This is a genomic window from Streptomyces sp. NPDC033174 (assembly GCF_055577795.1).
This window is the reverse complement of record NZ_JBVIPQ010000014.1, coordinates 1-14,654: the sequence shown is the minus strand read 5'-3', so window position 1 is coordinate 14,654 and position 14,654 is coordinate 1. Positions and strand designations below refer to the sequence as shown.

The window sequence follows — 14,654 nt, the reverse complement described above, 5'->3', positions numbered from 1 at the left end:
GGGTCTCCATCTCCTGCCGTGCGACCCTCGGTCCCGGCATTTCCGGTGATCTACGTGTTGATGAGCGCTGCTGATGTCGCTTCAGCAGCGCTACGGGACAACCGTAATCGTCCGGCACCAGCGGACATCCCGCTCCGCCGCCAGGACTGCAGCCCTCGCCGCCGTACTCGGCCCGTGGAGGCCGCGCTCGGCGCATTGTCAGTGGTGGCTGGGATGCTTGCGGGCATGGATGAGCAGATCATGCGTGGCCGGGTCTACGGAGCCGACCACGACGATCCCGACCCGGGACCGCAGCCCGGACACACCTACCGCGAACTGGTGGGCGGCCCGCTCGACGGCCTGCTCCTGGACGTCACCGGCTGGACGCCGGAGCAACTGAGCGAAGGCGCGGCTCTGACCACCGAGATAGGCCGGTTCGGACCCGGCGGGCGGACCCTGTACGAACCGCGCCCGTCGGCCCCCGAGCGGTGGGACTGGGGCGGGGACATGCCGTAAGTCACCCGGCCTCGTCGGCCCGCGCCGTGTGCGGACGGCCGCGGGGCGGTATCTCGGCGTGGCCGCAGGAGCAGGCACGGCCGGTGTGTCTGCGCACCGCAGGACAGGGGAGCGGGCGGCTCACCCCGGTCGTCGGCGCAGGGCGATCTCGGTCGGTGGCGGTCCGGCCTCCGTGCCGCGCAGGTGGAGGGTGCGGAGAGTGGCCGCGGTCTCGCGCTGAAGGTGCTCGTACGAAATCAGCCGCTGCCAGAGCGGGTCCGGCGCCCCGGGCACGGTGGCGCCACGGGCCGCCCACTCCTGGGCGAGCTTCTCGAAGAGCGGCGCACCGCCGGCTTTGCCGACGGCACTGTTCGTCTGGCGTGGGACCCGCCCGGCGACAGCGCCGTCCGGCGCCCGGTGCCGGGCCGGGCGCGGGGAGGTGCGATGCGTCGTGGCCATGCCTGCCCAAACGATTCTGTCCGTCCGGGGACACGCCCACCGGCGCAGGCGAGGTGGCGGTGACCAACCGGCAGGGAGTCAGGTACGGGCGGGAACCCGCGCGCGAAGCGGCGGACCGGCCTTGGCGACGACTGGCGGAGAGCGACGCCCATCCGCGCCTGATCAGCTGCATTCACCGTTCACTGACGCCCGGACGCCCGGCACTCAGGTCCAGTACTGGGGCCCGGCACTGACGCCGGCCTACGACTCCGGCGTGGGGCCGGCGGCGGCCTCCCACGCCGAGGCGAGCTCGCGGACGGTGGTGAACCGTTGTCCGGGAGCGGTACGGGTCGCCCGCTCCAGTACGCCGAGCTGACCCGGGTTGCCTCTCCAGGCACGCTCCTGGTCGCCGGCGTCCAGCAGCAGCCGTGCCGCGCGGCCGAGGGTGAACACGGTGGTGCGCGTGTCGATGACGGCCCCGCGACGGAACTCCTCGGGTGCCATGAACCGCCGGGACCCCGGCAGCCGCTCGTCGTTCAGGGTGAAGGGGCCCGGCCGGTACTCGTCGAGGTCCACCAGACGCAGCTGGTCTCGGGAGAAGTCGTAGAGCAGCGCGCCGTCGTAGAAGTCGACAGCGACATGGCCCGCATCCTCCACGGCGAGGTGCGCGCTCAGGATCTGGTCGAAGGCACGCAGTACTCGCGCGAGCGGCAGAGCTCGAAACCGTGCCATCGCGCTTGCCGCACCGACGCGGTCTCCCGCGCCACGGACCGTGGGGTGGTACAGCACTTCACCCTCGTGCCATGGCATGACCACGGCCCATCTGTCGCGCACGGAGATCCGGTGGACCTGCGGGACGACAACGGGATGCCTCACGGCCTGATGGAAGGCCCACCCGCGCTCCAGAGACCTTCGGGCGTCCTCCGTCACGGCCTCCTTGACGAACCACCGCTCACCGTCCGGGAGCCGCACACCGTACGACACGCACCCGGAGTCCTGGTCACGAAACGCCTTGAACACCTCTCCGACAGTGCGGAGATACGGCTCCACGTCGGTGATCGCATCGATGTCCAGCAGGGGGTGGGAGTCCATGGAGGCATCGTGTCACCGTCCGGCGGGGGAGTGGGGCCTGGGCGGCTGAAAGAGGGGGTGGACGGAGAGGCTCAGCGTCCGCTGTCCGCGCATTCGTCGCTGTCTCCGCCGCTGCGGCACTGATGCCCGGTGCGGCCCGGGTCGTCCGAGGACGAGGACGATGGTGAGGGCGAGGTTGGCGGGAGGGTGTCGGGCGCACACGGCACGCCGGCCCGCGTCGGGCACGGTGGGAGCGGGGACGGATGGGCGAGTGTGTGTGCCTCGTGCCAGGCGGCAACCGTGACGAACAGCGCGATCGCCGCGAACAGCAACTGGACCGATCCCGCGAACGGATGCTGCGAACGCAGGAGGATCACGGCGAGCGCGAGAAGGGTCAGTGTGAAGCCGCCCAGCCAGTAAACCGGTACCCAGTCCATCGGCGGAGGTCCGGTGCGCGCCTCGGGGCCGGAGTACTCGTTCATCCTGGCCATGCCGCGCACTCCCAGCTGCAGAGTGAGCAGCAAGGCGGCCGGGATCTCGAGTATGACGAGCAGGACGCCGAGGCAGCCACCGGAGAGTGTGTCGCCTCGGGTGTCAGACGGCGGGCGGGGCCGCCGGCTCTCCGCCGGTGGCGGTGGGCCGGAACCGGGATAGGGGATCACGGTCGTACATTCGTACGGGAGTCCGGGTGGCGCCCCGCTGTTGGCCGAATCGAGATCAAGCCGTCCCCGGCCCGGGACCGGCCAGCGGATGTCCCGACTCCACGATCACACGCGAACCGAGCGTTCGCGCGGGGCCGCGGCTTCGTCGTGCGCGATCGAGGCCGCGTCGATCACCTCGTCCAGGACGTCCCGGGAGCGGAGCAGATCGTTGATCATGCGATCGATGCGGTCCCGCTCCGTGGTGAGATCGTCCACCAGCCGCTGGGTGGCGATCGCGGACGGGCCGCCGTCCGCGTCCCGCATGCAGGGGAGCAGCTGCGCGATCTTCTTGCTGTGCAGTCCTGCCGCGTAGAGGGCCTGGATGCGGATGACCCGGTCGACCGCCCAGTCGCCGTAGTCGCGGTGGCCACCGGGAGTGCGGTCGGACGCGAGCAGTCCCTGCATCTCGTAGTAGCGCAGCGAACGCTCGCTCACCCCAGTGCGCTGGGCCAGCTCCCCGATTCGCATCCGCCACCTCGCCTTGTCTCCGACGTTCGCCGCTCTCCCGGACGCCGCTCTCCCCGACGCCGTCCGCCACCTGCCGTCCCCCACCGGGAGCCGGGAGCCGGTGACTCCTTGTCAGGAGCGTCCGGGATCCACCGTACCGGCACGAGGAGCAGGCCAGTTGGGGCCCTGGGAGAAGGATGGGGCGGACGTGGCGCCGGGTGCGAACCGTCCGTTGCGTACGCAGGAGGTCGGGCCGGCCGGTGCCGGCAGCATCCGGCCCCTGAGGTAGGCGAGGGCCCAGCGGGGAGAGCGCGCCGGGATCCGTAGCCCCGGGGCGGTCCAGGCGGCAGCCCGCCGACCCGGTGTTCCGGGCGGCGCCCGGAACACTGGCCGGTCCACCCGCGCGGTGGAAGACTGTGAACGGGGCCCGCGCGGCGAGGAGCAGCCCATGAATGCCTCCGCATACGCCTCCACATCTGCGGCGGCAGCCGGACTGGACGATTCCGCAGTCCGTGAGCTGGCGCTTTCCTTCCGGGGCGACCTGGTGCGGCCCGGCGATCCCACGTACGACGATCACCGGCGGATCTGGAACGGCTCGATCGACCGGTACCCCGCCCTGATCGCGCGCTGCACCGGCGTCGCCGACATCGCGGCGGCACTCCGGTGTGCGATCAGTACCGGCCTGCCGGTCGCCGTGCGCAGCGGCGGGCACAGCTTCCCCGGGCAGTCGGTCTGCGACGGCGGGGTCGTCATCGACCTGTCGGCGATGAAGGGCATACGGGCCGACCCGGAGGCCCGTACGGTCAGGGCTCAGGCGGGCGTTCTCCTCGGCGAGCTGGACCACGAGACCCAGCACTTCGGCATGGCCGTGCCCGCGGGGATCGTGACGCACACCGGGCTGGCCGGGCTCACCCTCGGGGGCGGTATCGGCTGGCTGACCCGCAAGTACGGGCTCACCATCGACCAGCTGCTGTCGGTGGACATGGTCACCGCGGACGGAGAGTTCGTCAGGGCCGACGAGAAGCACAACCCGGAACTCTTCTGGGGAGTGCGCGGGGCGGGCAGCAACTTCGGCATCGTCACGGAGTTCACCTTCCGGCTCAACCCCGTCGGTCCCGTCGTCCTCGCCGGACCGATCCTGTGGCCGATGGAGGACTCGCCCGACGTGCTGCGCTTCTACCGGGAATGGATCACCCAGGTCCCCGACGAGCTCATGACGATCGTGATCCACCGCAAGGCCCCGCCGCTCCCGGTCATCCCGGAGGCGCTGCACGGCAGGCCGGTCGTCATCGTGGCCGGCTGCTACGCCGGGGACGTGGCGGCGGGGGAGGAGGTCATGCGGCCGATGAGGTCGTTCGGCCGACCGCTGCTCGACCTGTGCGCGCCCAAGCCCTTCGAGGCACACCAGGCGATGTTCGACCCGTCCTTCCCGCACGGCCGGTGGTACTACTTCCGCAGCTGTGACGTGGAGCGCCTCAGCGACGAGGTCATCGACATCACCGCGGACCACGCCTTGCGGATGACGTCGCCGTACAACGCGTTCCCGATCTTCCACCTGGGCGGGGCCGCCGCCCGGGTCGGCGAGGACGAGACCGCCTTCAGCGGGCGCGGCGTCGGGCACACCATCAACATCAACGGGACCTGTCTGACGGCCGACGGCTTCGATGAGGAGCGCCGCTGGGTCCGGGAGTTCTGGACCGACCTGCAGCCGTATCACGCGGGCGTGTACGTCAACTTCCTGATGGACGAGGGCGAACAGCGGATCCGCCAGGCCTACGGGCCGGAGAAGCTGGAGCGGCTGCGCGCGCTGAAGCGCCACTACGACCCGGGCAACGTCTTCCGCCTCAACCAGAACATCCAGCCGACGCCGCCCGTAGAGCCGGCCCCGTGAACTGGTGCCGTATCAAGCAATGTCCGCCCGTCATCACGGCTCGGCTCGCAGGTCCTGCTCCCTGGATCCTGTCCACTGGAACGCCGCTCCATCGGCGCCGCGCAGATGCGAAGGTGTGACGGTTCGCCTCCGCTCAAGGAAAGAGGTCCTCCGGCATGGCCGTCATCCACCACACCGTCCTCAAGCCGACCAAGCTGGAACTGCTGAGCTCCTGGCTGCCCTCCCGGCCGTGGTACGACGGTGGCGCGGCCGCGCCGGAGTTGGCGAAGGCCGGCGGCTTCCGGCTGGACGACCCCCAGGGCGAGGTCGGGATCGAGTTCATCGTGGTCACCGATGCCTCCGGTCCTCGCCTGATCACGTACCTGGTGCCCCTCACATATCGGGGTGCTCCGCTCGAGGGGGCGGAAGGCGCTCTCGTGGGCACCATGGAGCACGGTGTGCTGGGACGGCGCTGGGCCTACGACGGGTGTCACGACCCCGTCCTGGTCGCCCAGTTGCCGGCCCTGATGGAGGGCCGGGCGCAGGCCCAGGACCAGAGCATCAGCGATGTCCCCGACCGGGACGTCATCGGTGCCTACACCGGCGAAGGGCCCATCCCCGCGGACTTCACCGCCGGTGCGATCGATGATCCAGAGGGCACCGAATTGACTGCGCCGGATGGCACGACCCTCCGCCTGCACCGGGTCCTGCGGCCCGCCCCGGACGGACCCTTTCTCCCTCCGCGGGGAGCGATCGGCCACGTCACCGGCTCCTGGCGCACGCCGGACGGCACCCGCGACAGGGGGATCTTCGCCGTCTTGCACCCCGGCACCGTGCTCAGCCGCTGAGCCACGTCGGTCGCCTCGGATCGCCCGGGGCGGCCACGACGACGGCGCACCGTGCACGGCGGCGCCGTCCCGGTCCCACGGGCGGGAGCGTCCCGTCCCGTAGTCTCGGCGGATGGCTAAGTACTTCGACGTGCACCCCGAGAATCCTCAGCAGCGCACCATCACCACCGTCGCTGACAGCATCCGCTCCGGCGCGCTCGTCGCCTACCCCACGGACTCCTGCTACGCGCTGGGCTGTCAGCTGGGCAATCGTGACGGCCTCAACCGCATCCGGTCGATCCGGAACCTCGACGACCGTCACCACTTCACCCTGGTGTGCCAGAACTTCGCGCAGCTGGGGCAGTTCGTCCACATCGACAACGACGTCTTCCGCGCGATCAAGGCGGCCACGCCCGGGAGTTACACCTTCATCCTCCCCGCGACGAAGGAGGTGCCGCGCCAGCTGTTGCACCCGAAGAAGAAGACGGTCGGAGTCCGTATCCCCGACCACGGCGTCGCTCAGGCCCTGCTCGCCGCCCTCGGTGAGCCCCTCCTCTCCAGCACGCTGCTCCTGCCCGACGAGGAGGAGCCGCTGACGCAGGGCTGGGAGATCAAGGAGCGGCTCGACCACACGGTGGACGCCGTCCTCGACTCGGGCGACTGCGGCACCGAGCCGACCACGGTCATCGACTTCTCCAGCGGTGAGGCGGAGATCGTACGCAGGGGGGCGGGCGACTCGTCGCGCTTCGAGTGACCGCGACGCGGCCGCCGGCCGCCAGGCAGCGCTAGAACGTGATGTGAGCCGCGATGGGCAAGTGGTCGCTGCCCGTCGCCGGTAGCGACCACACGCGGGTGACGGTCGCCGACCGGGTCATGATCTGGTCGATCCGTGCGACGGGCAGCGCCGCGGGCCAGCTGAATCCGAATCCTGGGCCCGGAACGGTCATCTGCGAGCTGACGGGAGCCAGCGCACGGTCGTCGACCGTGCTGTTGAGATCACCGAGCAGAATCACCCTGTTCACTCGCTCCGCCGCGATCGCCGTGCCGAGGAGCGCGGCGCTCTCGTCCCGCCGGACGGAATTGAAGCCGCGCGACAGGCCGAGCCGCACCGACGGCAGATGAGCCACGTAGACGGCGACATCCCCCTGAGGTGTCCGGGCCGTTGCCCGCAGCCCGCGATTCCAGTCGTTCCCCACCCCCGCCGGCCTGATATCCACCGGGCGTACGGCTGTCAGCGGATATGTCGACCAGAGCCCGACGGTGCCTACTGTCACATGGTGCGGATGGTCCTCTGCGAGGACCGCCGCGAACGCCGGGAGTGCGGAGGGCGTCAGCTCTTCCAGCGCGATGAGGTCGGCCCCGGTCTTCGCCAGGGCCCTCGCCGTGCCTGTCGGATCCGGGTTCTCGTCGCTGACGTTGTGCTGAACCGCGACGATGTCATGCTCCTGATCCTGACCGGAGAGCATCAGGCCGCCGAACAGGCTCAGCCAGGCAGCGACGGGAAGCAGCAGCGCGAACGACGCGACGGCCGAGCGGCGGAGCAGCGCCAATCCCAGCAGTACGGGTATGAGCAGTCCGAGCCACGGAAGGAACGTCTCCAGGAAACTGCCGGGACGGCCGACCGTGTTGGGCACCGTGGAATGAAAGGCCAGCAGAGACGCGAGCAGCCCGGCGAGCCCGGCGAGAACGCGTCCCCGCTCTTCGCCCGGCAGCCGTCGCCTTTCACTGGTCGGAGTCCCCTGGCGGAGCGGGATCCAGCGACGTGTCCCGCTCCGTACCGTCGGCATCGCACCACCGTCTGCCTGCTTCATCGGTCTTGGCCATGCTCCGCTTCGGCATCGTCTCCCACATCGAACAGGGCGATCACCCCCGCCCCGGAGGTGCCGGAGCTGGAACCGGAGCCGGAGCCGCGTACGTTCGGCAGCTCGTCCTGATATGCGGTGGCATCGATCGCCGGCACCCTGGCCATGCTTCCTTCGCAGAGCACCAGGGCGCGCGCGGTCCGCTTGTGATCGTGCACGGATACCACGCCGAGCGCGCTCGTGGGCACGCCCGCGTAGACCCCGCGGCACACCGGGCACTCGACCCGAGGATGTTTTGCCATGGAGCCAGTGTCATACGTGACACTGACACTTCACACGGCTCAGTCACCGATGACGGGTGAACTGCTGCCGACAGCCGGCCGTGAGAGCAGGGTCCAGTCCCGCACCGGCGGACCAGTCGCACACCACCGAGGGGTCGAATTCCGTCCGCCGCTTCTCGGCCCAGCGGCTCTGCTTGCGCGCCGGCTTCGGCTTCGCCTTGGAATGCTGCGCGGCCGCGCGCCGGGGGGCACGCCTGCGCGCGGGAACCTCCGGCACCGAATGCTGTGCCCGCCGCTCTCGCCCCCGCTCCGGCCGGTCCTCCGGCGCCTTTCCCTGGGGCACGCTCGCGCGCCGGTCCACCGGCCCGGACATACCGAGCTCCTCACGCGCCGGTGCGGGCTTCAATGCCGGAGCCTCGGGCAGCGGGGACGCCGAACCGACCACGGCAGGGCTCATTTCGGTGTGCGGCCGGCTGCCGGTCCGATTGACGGAGACACAGCCGGCCGAGCCGATGGCGAGGGTCAGGACGAGGACGGCGGCAAAGGTGCGGTGCATGGGCTCACCGTGCCCCATGATCCGCACCGTGCTCCACCAGCACGCGCCCTCACCACCAGCATGGGTGACACGGCATTACTGGAGAACAGGCGCGAGAGGGCAGGAGCGAGAGAACAGGCGTGAGAGGGCAGGGCAGAAAAGGTCAGCTCGATTGTTGCGCGTGCTCGGCTGTCCTTGCCTTCCACTGGTCGGCCGTCATCCGCCGGATCACGTCAATCCCCACTTCACCAGGAGCCGTAGGCCCTTCCGGCACCCGTATGCGCTCAACTTCGGTGAATCCCAGGCGCAGGGCGACGGCTCCGCTGGCGAGGTTGGCGGCATCGTGGTGGATCTCGATGCGGTCTATGCCCGCCAGCCGGAGGCCCTGGTCGACAAGAGCCGCCGCGGCCATCGTGGCCAGACCCCGACCCGCCCAACGGGGGTGGAGCCAGTAGCCCAAGTCGAGGCCGCCCGCGCCGATGCGGCGAAAGAGGCCACAACTGCCGATCACCGCGCTGTCCGAGGTGATCGCATAGCAGAAGGCCTGCCCTGTGTCCCACTCCTCCTGGCTCCGGGCGAGGAAGTCGGAGGTGCGCTGTCGGCCGGTGTCCGCTGCCCACGGCATCCACGGCACCAGATGGTCCAGGGATTCGTGGATCACCCGTTCCAGGACATCGAGATCGCTCACCCGCCACCGGCGCAGGGCGACCCGGTCGAAGCTGAGGCTTTCGGCAGGTTGTTCCATGCGCCGGATGATCTCGCAGGCCGGCTGAGGGCGACAACTCCTTTCAATCGCAGGGTGCCCGACCGAGCACCGGACGACACGGGGAGCGGCTCACCCCAGCATCGGAAGCCGCTCGGGCAGGCGCTTGATGTAGCCCGGCCGCCAATCCGTGACAGTCCACCGGGCGGCTACAGGGGGCTGGGTCTGTGGCCGTCACCTAGTGATCGGTGCTGCTCTGCAGCACGAGGATGGCGATGTCGTCGGTGCGTTGCCGGGTGGGGCGGAGCTTTTCGAGAAGGGTGTCGATCAGGAGGTCCAGGTCCCGGTCGTCGGCGTGTTCGAGGTGGTCGGCGAGCTGCCCGATGGCGTCGTCGAGGTCGACGCCAGGGGTTTCGACGAGGCCGTCGGTGTAGAGGAGGAGCATCAACTCGTCGCTGAGCGGGATCTCCGTGATGGGGTAGGTGGCGTCCGGGTCGATGCCCAGCAGCGGGCCGGGTGTCACATCGAGGGGACGCGTGGAGCGGTGGGGGGCGCGTACAAGGGGCGGCGGGTGGCCCGCGCTGGCGAGCAGGACCCGTCGTTCGGCAAGGTCGAGGTGGGCGTAGAGACAGCTGGTGAATAGGCCGGGGTCGAGTTCGATGAGAAGGCGATTGGCGAGGGAGAGGACCTGGTCCGGGGGCGCGCCGAGGGTGGCGTGGGCGTGGATGGCGGTGCGTACCTGTCCCATCAGGGCGGCGGCGGCCACGTTGTGGCCCTGGACGTCGCCGATGACGGCCGCGGCGGAGGTGGCGCCGAGTCGGATCAGGTCGTAGAAGTCGCCGCCGATGTCCATGCCGTGTGTGGCGGGCAGATAGCGGGCGGCGACCCTCAGGCCGGAGACCGTGGGCAGAGTGTGCGGCAGCAGTGCCTGCTGGAGGCCGTGGGCCAGTTCGAGTTTCGTGTCGTACAGACGGGCACGGTCGAGGGCCTGGGCGATGAGCCCGGCGAGCGAGGTCATGACCGCGCGCTCCTCGGCGGAGAACGTATGGAGATGGTCGTACGTCAGGACGCAGCAGCCGACTGGACGCCCGGAAATGATCAGGGGCAGGAAGGCCCACGCCTTCTTGCCGCTGATCAGGGGAGCCTCGGGGTAGATCCGCTGCATTTCCTCCGGGCGGGCGAAGAACGACGGAATGCCGGTCGCCAGGGCCTGCCCGGCGGGGGTGAAGGTCGTGTCGAGCGGCAGGCCGTCCAGGCGCTCGATGGCCTCGGCGGGGTAGCCGCGATGCCCGGTGATCTTGAGCCGGCCTGCCTCGGCGGTGGACAGGACGAGTCCCTCGGCGCCGAACGCGGGCATGATCTGGTCCGCCACCAGGTCGACGACGTCCTGGACGCCGACGACCTCGGTCAGGGCGGCGGCCAGGTGCATGAGCTGGTAGAGCTGGCCCGCCCGTGCCGGTGTGGCCGTGGTCATGGACATGGGAGGCGCGGGGGAGGGTGGTGCCTGCGCGCCGCCCGTGGGCACGATGCGGACGCTGATGCCGCTGGCGTCCGGGTAGAGATGGAAGTCCAGCCACCGGTCGGGCGGACGGCAGGCGCTGAACGACACAGGCTGGCGGCTGATCACCGCCGCCCGGTAGCGGTCCTCGTAGGTGGGGTCGTCGAGCCACGGCAACGACTGCCAGGGCAGCGTTCCCAGCAGTTGATCGGCGCTACGGCCCAGCAGCTCGGCTGCGCCGTTGGTGAGGAAGCTGATGCGTCCTTCCAGGTCCAGTGCGCAGGAGCCGCCCGGCAGCCGCTCGGCGAAGTCGTCGGCGGCCATGGTCAGCGGTGAGACGGGCCGGCCGCGTCCCACGGGGAGTACGTGCGGCTCGTCGCAGGCGGCCCGTGGGTTTCCGGCGTCCGCGGCCTCTTCCAGCAGCCGGGCCAGACGTCGACAGCTGGATGTGACATGGCCGCGCTCCCGGCGGCTCATCTCCGGTGGATGGGTCGCCGGCCACATGAGCAGCAGCGATCCCCACGGCCGGACTCCTGTGACCGGCGCGGCAGCCAGCGCGCAGGGGTAGGGCAGCGCCATGGCGGTGCGGGGATAGGAGCGGGCCAGTTCCTCCTGACTGCCCACCCAGACCAGGCGGTCCTTCCGGATCGCGTCGGCCACCGGGGCCGGCGAGGCCGAAGGCACCCTCGCCCAGGGGGCGGCGAACTCCGCCGGTGCCCCGCACAGCACGCTCAGACAGAGCACCTCGTCGTCGGGAGCGAGCAGGTAGAGAGCGCCCACGCTCGCGCCGGTGCGGCGCACGGTCTCCACCAGCGAGGTGTCCACCGCGTCGGTGGAATGCACCGCATCACCCGAGCTGGTCACCAGGCAGCACCTCCCACGACCGGACACCTGCGCCCGGCCCACGGAGCGATGGGTCGGTCGGCACACGGACGCCGCCCGGCGCACCAGGGCTGCCCGAGGCGCCGGCTCCACCCTCCGAGGCGGTACTGCCCCAGGCGTCAGAGGCCTCCGGGGCATCCGGCAGCGCTCCGTCTGCCGCAGCGCATTCGGTCTCCACGCGGATGCGCCGGAGCCCCATGACGACGCGCCGGACATCACGTACGTAATGGACGTTACGCCCCCGGGGAGGGGATGGCACGCCGCTGACAGCGCCGCGGCTGTGTGAACTGGGTGTCTGTGCGCCTGTGCGCCTGTGCGGCTGGGTGGGCGGGTGTAGGGAGGCGTTTCGCGAGGAAGGCGTGGGACAAAGTCACCGGGCCGCCGGTCCACCGGCAGAGAGGCACATCATGAGCGACAAGAAGAGCAAGCCCGAGACGGCCGCCGACGAGGTACTGCACGAGTTCGAAGAGGCCGAGCTGAGCCTCGACGACGGGGAGTCGGACGAGCACGACCGCGAGGCGGCGGACGCGCTCAGCCCCAGTCGGACCGCCCAGGAATCGGCCCGGCAGGCCAAGCAGAGCGAGCAGACGAAGCAGGCCAGGTAAGTAGGTCAACCAGCCGAGCAGGCCGAGCAGGCCGAGCAGAACGAGGGCGCGTGCGGAGAACACGCCCCGCGTCGATGGGTGGCGCCTCGGAGACCCGCGCTCAGGCTCGGACACATGGGGCGATGCCGAGCGGGCAAGCGATGCGACATGGGAATGATGCACCGATGGGAACGAGCGGTCGAGGAATGGGAGGACGCGCTCCTGGCGAAGGTCTTCCACAACGAGCCCGTCGAGTTGCTCGACGCGCTGCGGCGGGAGTGCGACGACCACGCTGTCGTATGCAGTCAGACGCGCGTCGTCGTCCCGAACGCCTACGACGTCGAGCTCGCCGAAGGCGTGTACGAGGAACTGGCCAAGCACGAAGCGGGGGTGGGCCAAGCGTTGACGGACACCCTGGCGCGTCACGCCGAGAGGAACGGTTACGAGTGGGCCGGCCCGCTCGCCGTGCATGTCACCAAGTCCGCCGATGTCCCCAACGGCCGGTATCGCCTGGCGAGCAGCGCCGTCCCCAACGTACGCGCCGACGCGTTTGCCCAGCCCCCTCACGACGACACCGGCAGTGGTCCGACCCTTCTGTGATGCGGTTCCGGTGCGCCGCGGGGCCCCCGTACCCAGCCCGAGGTGGGGCTGCGTGGGTGATGTGTCGCCGGACAAGGACGGCGCGGGGGCGTCGCGGTTCACTCGCGCTGCCGGAGTCTGTCGCACCCGTCCAGCAGTAGGTCGAGCGCGAACTCGAACTCCGCCTGGTCGTCGCATCCCTGGCCGACGACGGAGGCGTCGTCGTGTGCCGCCGCCGCCATCTCCGCGATGTTCGGGTACGTCGCCGTTATCTCGCGGACCATTGCGGCCTGCGCTTCCGGGTCGGCGGGAGCCGAGTCGTCGAACAGCTCCTGAGTGAACCCCAGCAGGCGGCTGCCCATGGCGTGCATGACGTGATGCGTGAGATCGGCGGAGAATCCGCCGGCCCGGAACATGCCGATCATCGAGTCCATGTACGCGAGGAGCGCGGGCGTCGGACGCGTCCTCGACGTGATGACCTGCGAAGCCCAGGGGTGGCGTAGGAACGTTCGGCGCGCCGACAGGATCCGCTGTCGTACCGCACTCCTCCAATCGGTTTCGTGGGCCGGCGGATCGATCTCCCCCACGACGGCGTCCGCCATGCCGTCGAGCAGCTCTTCCTTGTTGGCGACGTGCTTGTAGAGCGCCATGGGTACGACACCCAGCTCCTGTGCGAGCTTGCGCATGCTCAACGACGCGACCCCGGCCTCGTCGGCCAGCGCGACGGCGGCCCGCAGAACACGGTCCCTGCTCAGAGGGTCCCGGCGTACCGTCCGCATCCGCGTCCGCTCAGTCATCCCGTCATCTCCTCGCCATGCGCTGTCGAGCATGTCCGCTCTTGACGAGTGTACGTCGTACACCTACCGTGAGCGGCGCGAGGTGTACGCCGTACACCTCGTTCTATGGAGAGGAGTCCACGTGGACTCGGAGCGAAAGACCGCCGCCGTAGCGGGCGGATTGTTCCTGCTGACAGAACTAGCCGCGATCGCCGGGCTCGCCCTTTACGGCCCCGCTCTGGACAGCGCCGCGTACGTCTCCGGCTCCGGCGCCGACGGCAGGGTGATCCTTGGAGCGTTGTGCGAGGTGCTCCTCGCGGTCGCCGTCGCCGGCACCGGGGTGACTCTGTTCCCCGTACTGAAGCGGCAGAACGAAGGAACAGCTCTCGGCTACGTCTGCGGGCGGCTCCTCGAGGCCGCCGTCATCGTCGTGGGCATCATCAGCGTCCTGGCGCTGGTGACACTGCGCCAGGACACGGCGGGCGCCGGGGACACCGACGCCACCGCCGTCACGGCAGTCGCCACCGCGTTGGGAGCGGTTCACGACTGGGCGTTCCTCCTCGGCCCCAACATCGTCCTGGGCGCGAACACCCTCCTCCTCGCCCACCTCATGTACAGGTCGGGACTCGCACCGCGCCCCCTCGCCATCCTCGGCCTGGTCGGCGGAGCGCTGATCTCCGCATCGGGGGTGGCGGTGATGTTCGGTCTCTACCCGCAGCTTTCGCCATGGGGATCGCTCGCGGCCCTCCCGGTGTTCGCCTGGGAGGTGACACTCGCGATCCGACTGATCGCCAAGGGGTTCGGGCCGGCGCCGATGGCGGGACGGGTGGTCGCAGCGGCCTGAAGGGGGTGGGGGCGGCTGACTTCGCCGGCGGACTGCACCACGGGGTGGCGGTCCAGGCGCCGGCGGCCGCGTCCCCGGCGAGCGCGGCGGCGATCGAGCGCACCGGTTCCTAGCCGGTCATGGCGTCGCCGTCGTGCGCCCGATCCGCGACGAGATCAGGAAGCTCGTGGAAGGGCTCATCGAGGAGATCGCCCCCGAGGGCGGGAAGCGACGGGTGGCGTGGGAGGTTTGTCCAACGTCACCGTGGTCAGGGCTTATTGCTCTCTGGTGGTGGACCGTTTCTCCGTGTAGCGTCGCTGCCAGCTGTCGTGGTTCGCAGTACCTGCCCGCGCCTTGGCGCGG

The 14,654-nt window shown here is 70.2% G+C and carries 17 protein-coding genes and 1 pseudogene; 8 read left to right on the top strand and 10 right to left on the bottom strand.

Going from position 1 to position 14,654, the window contains the following annotated elements; translation table 11 throughout:
• The first annotated feature begins 225 nt into the window (after positions 1-225).
• Complete coding sequence (locus ACZ5VC_RS31290; RefSeq protein ID WP_469123345.1) at positions 226-495, top strand: hypothetical protein; 270 nt, start codon at positions 226-228, stop codon at positions 493-495.
• 120 nt (positions 496-615) lie between these two features.
• Here the strand turns inward: ACZ5VC_RS31290 and ACZ5VC_RS31285 are convergent, their stop codons facing one another.
• The 4 genes from ACZ5VC_RS31285 to ACZ5VC_RS31270 all read right to left on the bottom strand — a co-directional run bounded on the left by ACZ5VC_RS31285 (position 616) and on the right by ACZ5VC_RS31270 (position 3,152).
• The gene (locus ACZ5VC_RS31285) at positions 616-933 is read right to left on the bottom strand and encodes a hypothetical protein (RefSeq protein WP_469123344.1); all 318 of its coding nucleotides are present in this window, start codon (positions 931-933) and stop codon (positions 616-618) included.
• Positions 934-1,173: 240 nt separating this feature from the next.
• Positions 1,174-2,004 carry a serine/threonine protein kinase gene (locus ACZ5VC_RS31280; protein ID WP_469123343.1) on the bottom strand — a complete coding sequence of 277 codons (831 nt, stop codon included), beginning with the start codon at positions 2,002-2,004 and terminating at the stop codon, positions 1,174-1,176.
• Positions 2,005-2,075: 71 nt separating this feature from the next.
• Positions 2,076-2,645, bottom strand: coding sequence for a DUF6234 family protein (locus ACZ5VC_RS31275; RefSeq protein WP_469123342.1), 570 nt, complete (start codon positions 2,643-2,645; stop codon positions 2,076-2,078).
• A 105-nt stretch (positions 2,646-2,750) separates the two neighbouring features.
• Positions 2,751-3,152: a MerR family transcriptional regulator gene (locus ACZ5VC_RS31270; RefSeq protein ID WP_469123341.1), complete on the bottom strand. Its 402-nt coding sequence runs from the start codon at positions 3,150-3,152 to the stop codon at positions 2,751-2,753.
• A 427-nt stretch (positions 3,153-3,579) separates the two neighbouring features.
• On the opposite strand from ACZ5VC_RS31270, the gene ACZ5VC_RS31265 reads away from it, so the two are divergent.
• The 3 genes from ACZ5VC_RS31265 (at position 3,580) to ACZ5VC_RS31255 (ending at position 6,582) form a co-directional block, all read left to right on the top strand.
• Positions 3,580-5,022 (top strand): FAD-binding oxidoreductase, encoded by a 1,443-nt coding sequence (locus tag ACZ5VC_RS31265; RefSeq protein WP_469123340.1) that lies wholly within the window; start codon positions 3,580-3,582, stop codon positions 5,020-5,022.
• Between the two features lie 155 nt (positions 5,023-5,177).
• Positions 5,178-5,849, top strand: coding sequence for a maltokinase N-terminal cap-like domain-containing protein (locus tag ACZ5VC_RS31260; protein ID WP_469123339.1), 672 nt, complete (start codon positions 5,178-5,180; stop codon positions 5,847-5,849).
• 112 nt (positions 5,850-5,961) lie between these two features.
• Positions 5,962-6,582, top strand: a complete 621-nt coding sequence (locus ACZ5VC_RS31255; RefSeq protein ID WP_468713203.1) for an L-threonylcarbamoyladenylate synthase — start codon at positions 5,962-5,964, stop codon at positions 6,580-6,582.
• Between the two features lie 31 nt (positions 6,583-6,613).
• On the opposite strand, the gene ACZ5VC_RS31250 is transcribed toward ACZ5VC_RS31255, so the two are convergent.
• From ACZ5VC_RS31250 to ACZ5VC_RS31230, 5 genes are all read right to left on the bottom strand, one after another.
• Positions 6,614-7,639, bottom strand: coding sequence for an endonuclease/exonuclease/phosphatase family protein (locus ACZ5VC_RS31250; protein WP_469123338.1), 1,026 nt, complete (start codon positions 7,637-7,639; stop codon positions 6,614-6,616).
• Complete coding sequence (locus tag ACZ5VC_RS31245; RefSeq protein ID WP_469123337.1) at positions 7,636-7,932, bottom strand: hypothetical protein; 297 nt, start codon at positions 7,930-7,932, stop codon at positions 7,636-7,638. Before ACZ5VC_RS31245 ends, ACZ5VC_RS31250 begins: the two co-directional genes overlap by 4 nt.
• A gap of 43 nt (positions 7,933-7,975) precedes the next feature.
• Positions 7,976-8,467, bottom strand: a complete 492-nt coding sequence (locus tag ACZ5VC_RS31240) for a hypothetical protein (RefSeq protein WP_469123336.1) — start codon at positions 8,465-8,467, stop codon at positions 7,976-7,978.
• Between the two features lie 142 nt (positions 8,468-8,609).
• Positions 8,610-9,191: a GNAT family N-acetyltransferase gene (locus ACZ5VC_RS31235; RefSeq protein ID WP_469123335.1), complete on the bottom strand. Its 582-nt coding sequence runs from the start codon at positions 9,189-9,191 to the stop codon at positions 8,610-8,612.
• Between the two features lie 196 nt (positions 9,192-9,387).
• Positions 9,388-11,511, bottom strand: coding sequence for a SpoIIE family protein phosphatase (locus tag ACZ5VC_RS31230; protein ID WP_469123334.1), 2,124 nt, complete (start codon positions 11,509-11,511; stop codon positions 9,388-9,390).
• 425 nt (positions 11,512-11,936) lie between these two features.
• On the opposite strand from ACZ5VC_RS31230, the gene ACZ5VC_RS31225 reads away from it, so the two are divergent.
• Both ACZ5VC_RS31225 and ACZ5VC_RS31220 read left to right on the top strand, forming a co-directional pair.
• The gene (locus tag ACZ5VC_RS31225) at positions 11,937-12,134 is read left to right on the top strand and encodes a hypothetical protein (RefSeq protein ID WP_469123333.1); all 198 of its coding nucleotides are present in this window, start codon (positions 11,937-11,939) and stop codon (positions 12,132-12,134) included.
• Between the two features lie 147 nt (positions 12,135-12,281).
• Positions 12,282-12,713, top strand: coding sequence for a DUF3662 domain-containing protein (locus ACZ5VC_RS31220; RefSeq protein WP_469123432.1), 432 nt, complete (start codon positions 12,282-12,284; stop codon positions 12,711-12,713).
• 98 nt (positions 12,714-12,811) lie between these two features.
• Here ACZ5VC_RS31220 and ACZ5VC_RS31215 read toward each other — a convergent pair whose 3' ends face one another.
• Entirely contained in the window at positions 12,812-13,489 is a 678-nt protein-coding gene (locus ACZ5VC_RS31215) for a TetR/AcrR family transcriptional regulator C-terminal domain-containing protein (protein WP_469123332.1), read from the bottom strand.
• A 121-nt stretch (positions 13,490-13,610) separates the two neighbouring features.
• Here ACZ5VC_RS31215 and ACZ5VC_RS31210 point away from each other — a divergent pair, with 121 nt between their 5' ends.
• Together ACZ5VC_RS31210 and ACZ5VC_RS31205 are read left to right on the top strand one after the other, a co-directional pair.
• On the top strand, positions 13,611-14,312 hold the full coding sequence (locus ACZ5VC_RS31210; protein WP_469123331.1) for a DUF4386 domain-containing protein: 702 nt from the start codon (positions 13,611-13,613) through the stop codon (positions 14,310-14,312).
• A gap of 73 nt (positions 14,313-14,385) precedes the next feature.
• Positions 14,386-14,511: pseudogene (locus ACZ5VC_RS31205) on the top strand (phosphotyrosine protein phosphatase); the annotation flags it as partial.
• Positions 14,512-14,654 lie beyond the last annotated feature (143 nt).

Excerpts from the sequence above, each read along its gene's own strand:
- ACZ5VC_RS31290 (WP_469123345.1), top strand. The coding sequence starts at position 226 with ATGGATGAGCAGATCATGCGTGGCCGGGTCTACGGAGCCGACCACGAC.
- ACZ5VC_RS31285 (WP_469123344.1), bottom strand. The coding sequence starts at position 933 with ATGGCCACGACGCATCGCACCTCCCCGCGCCCGGCCCGGCACCGGGCG.
- ACZ5VC_RS31280 (WP_469123343.1), bottom strand. The coding sequence starts at position 2,004 with ATGGACTCCCACCCCCTGCTGGACATCGATGCGATCACCGACGTGGAG.
- ACZ5VC_RS31270 (WP_469123341.1), bottom strand. The coding sequence starts at position 3,152 with ATGCGAATCGGGGAGCTGGCCCAGCGCACTGGGGTGAGCGAGCGTTCG.
- ACZ5VC_RS31265 (WP_469123340.1), top strand. The coding sequence starts at position 3,580 with ATGAATGCCTCCGCATACGCCTCCACATCTGCGGCGGCAGCCGGACTG.
- ACZ5VC_RS31260 (WP_469123339.1), top strand. The coding sequence starts at position 5,178 with ATGGCCGTCATCCACCACACCGTCCTCAAGCCGACCAAGCTGGAACTG.
- ACZ5VC_RS31255 (WP_468713203.1), top strand. The coding sequence starts at position 5,962 with ATGGCTAAGTACTTCGACGTGCACCCCGAGAATCCTCAGCAGCGCACC.
- ACZ5VC_RS31250 (WP_469123338.1), bottom strand. The coding sequence starts at position 7,639 with ATGAAGCAGGCAGACGGTGGTGCGATGCCGACGGTACGGAGCGGGACA.
- ACZ5VC_RS31245 (WP_469123337.1), bottom strand. The coding sequence starts at position 7,932 with ATGGCAAAACATCCTCGGGTCGAGTGCCCGGTGTGCCGCGGGGTCTAC.
- ACZ5VC_RS31240 (WP_469123336.1), bottom strand. The coding sequence starts at position 8,467 with ATGCACCGCACCTTTGCCGCCGTCCTCGTCCTGACCCTCGCCATCGGC.
- ACZ5VC_RS31235 (WP_469123335.1), bottom strand. The coding sequence starts at position 9,191 with ATGGAACAACCTGCCGAAAGCCTCAGCTTCGACCGGGTCGCCCTGCGC.
- ACZ5VC_RS31225 (WP_469123333.1), top strand. The coding sequence starts at position 11,937 with ATGAGCGACAAGAAGAGCAAGCCCGAGACGGCCGCCGACGAGGTACTG.
- ACZ5VC_RS31220 (WP_469123432.1), top strand. The coding sequence starts at position 12,282 with ATGGGAATGATGCACCGATGGGAACGAGCGGTCGAGGAATGGGAGGAC.
- ACZ5VC_RS31215 (WP_469123332.1), bottom strand. The coding sequence starts at position 13,489 with ATGACTGAGCGGACGCGGATGCGGACGGTACGCCGGGACCCTCTGAGC.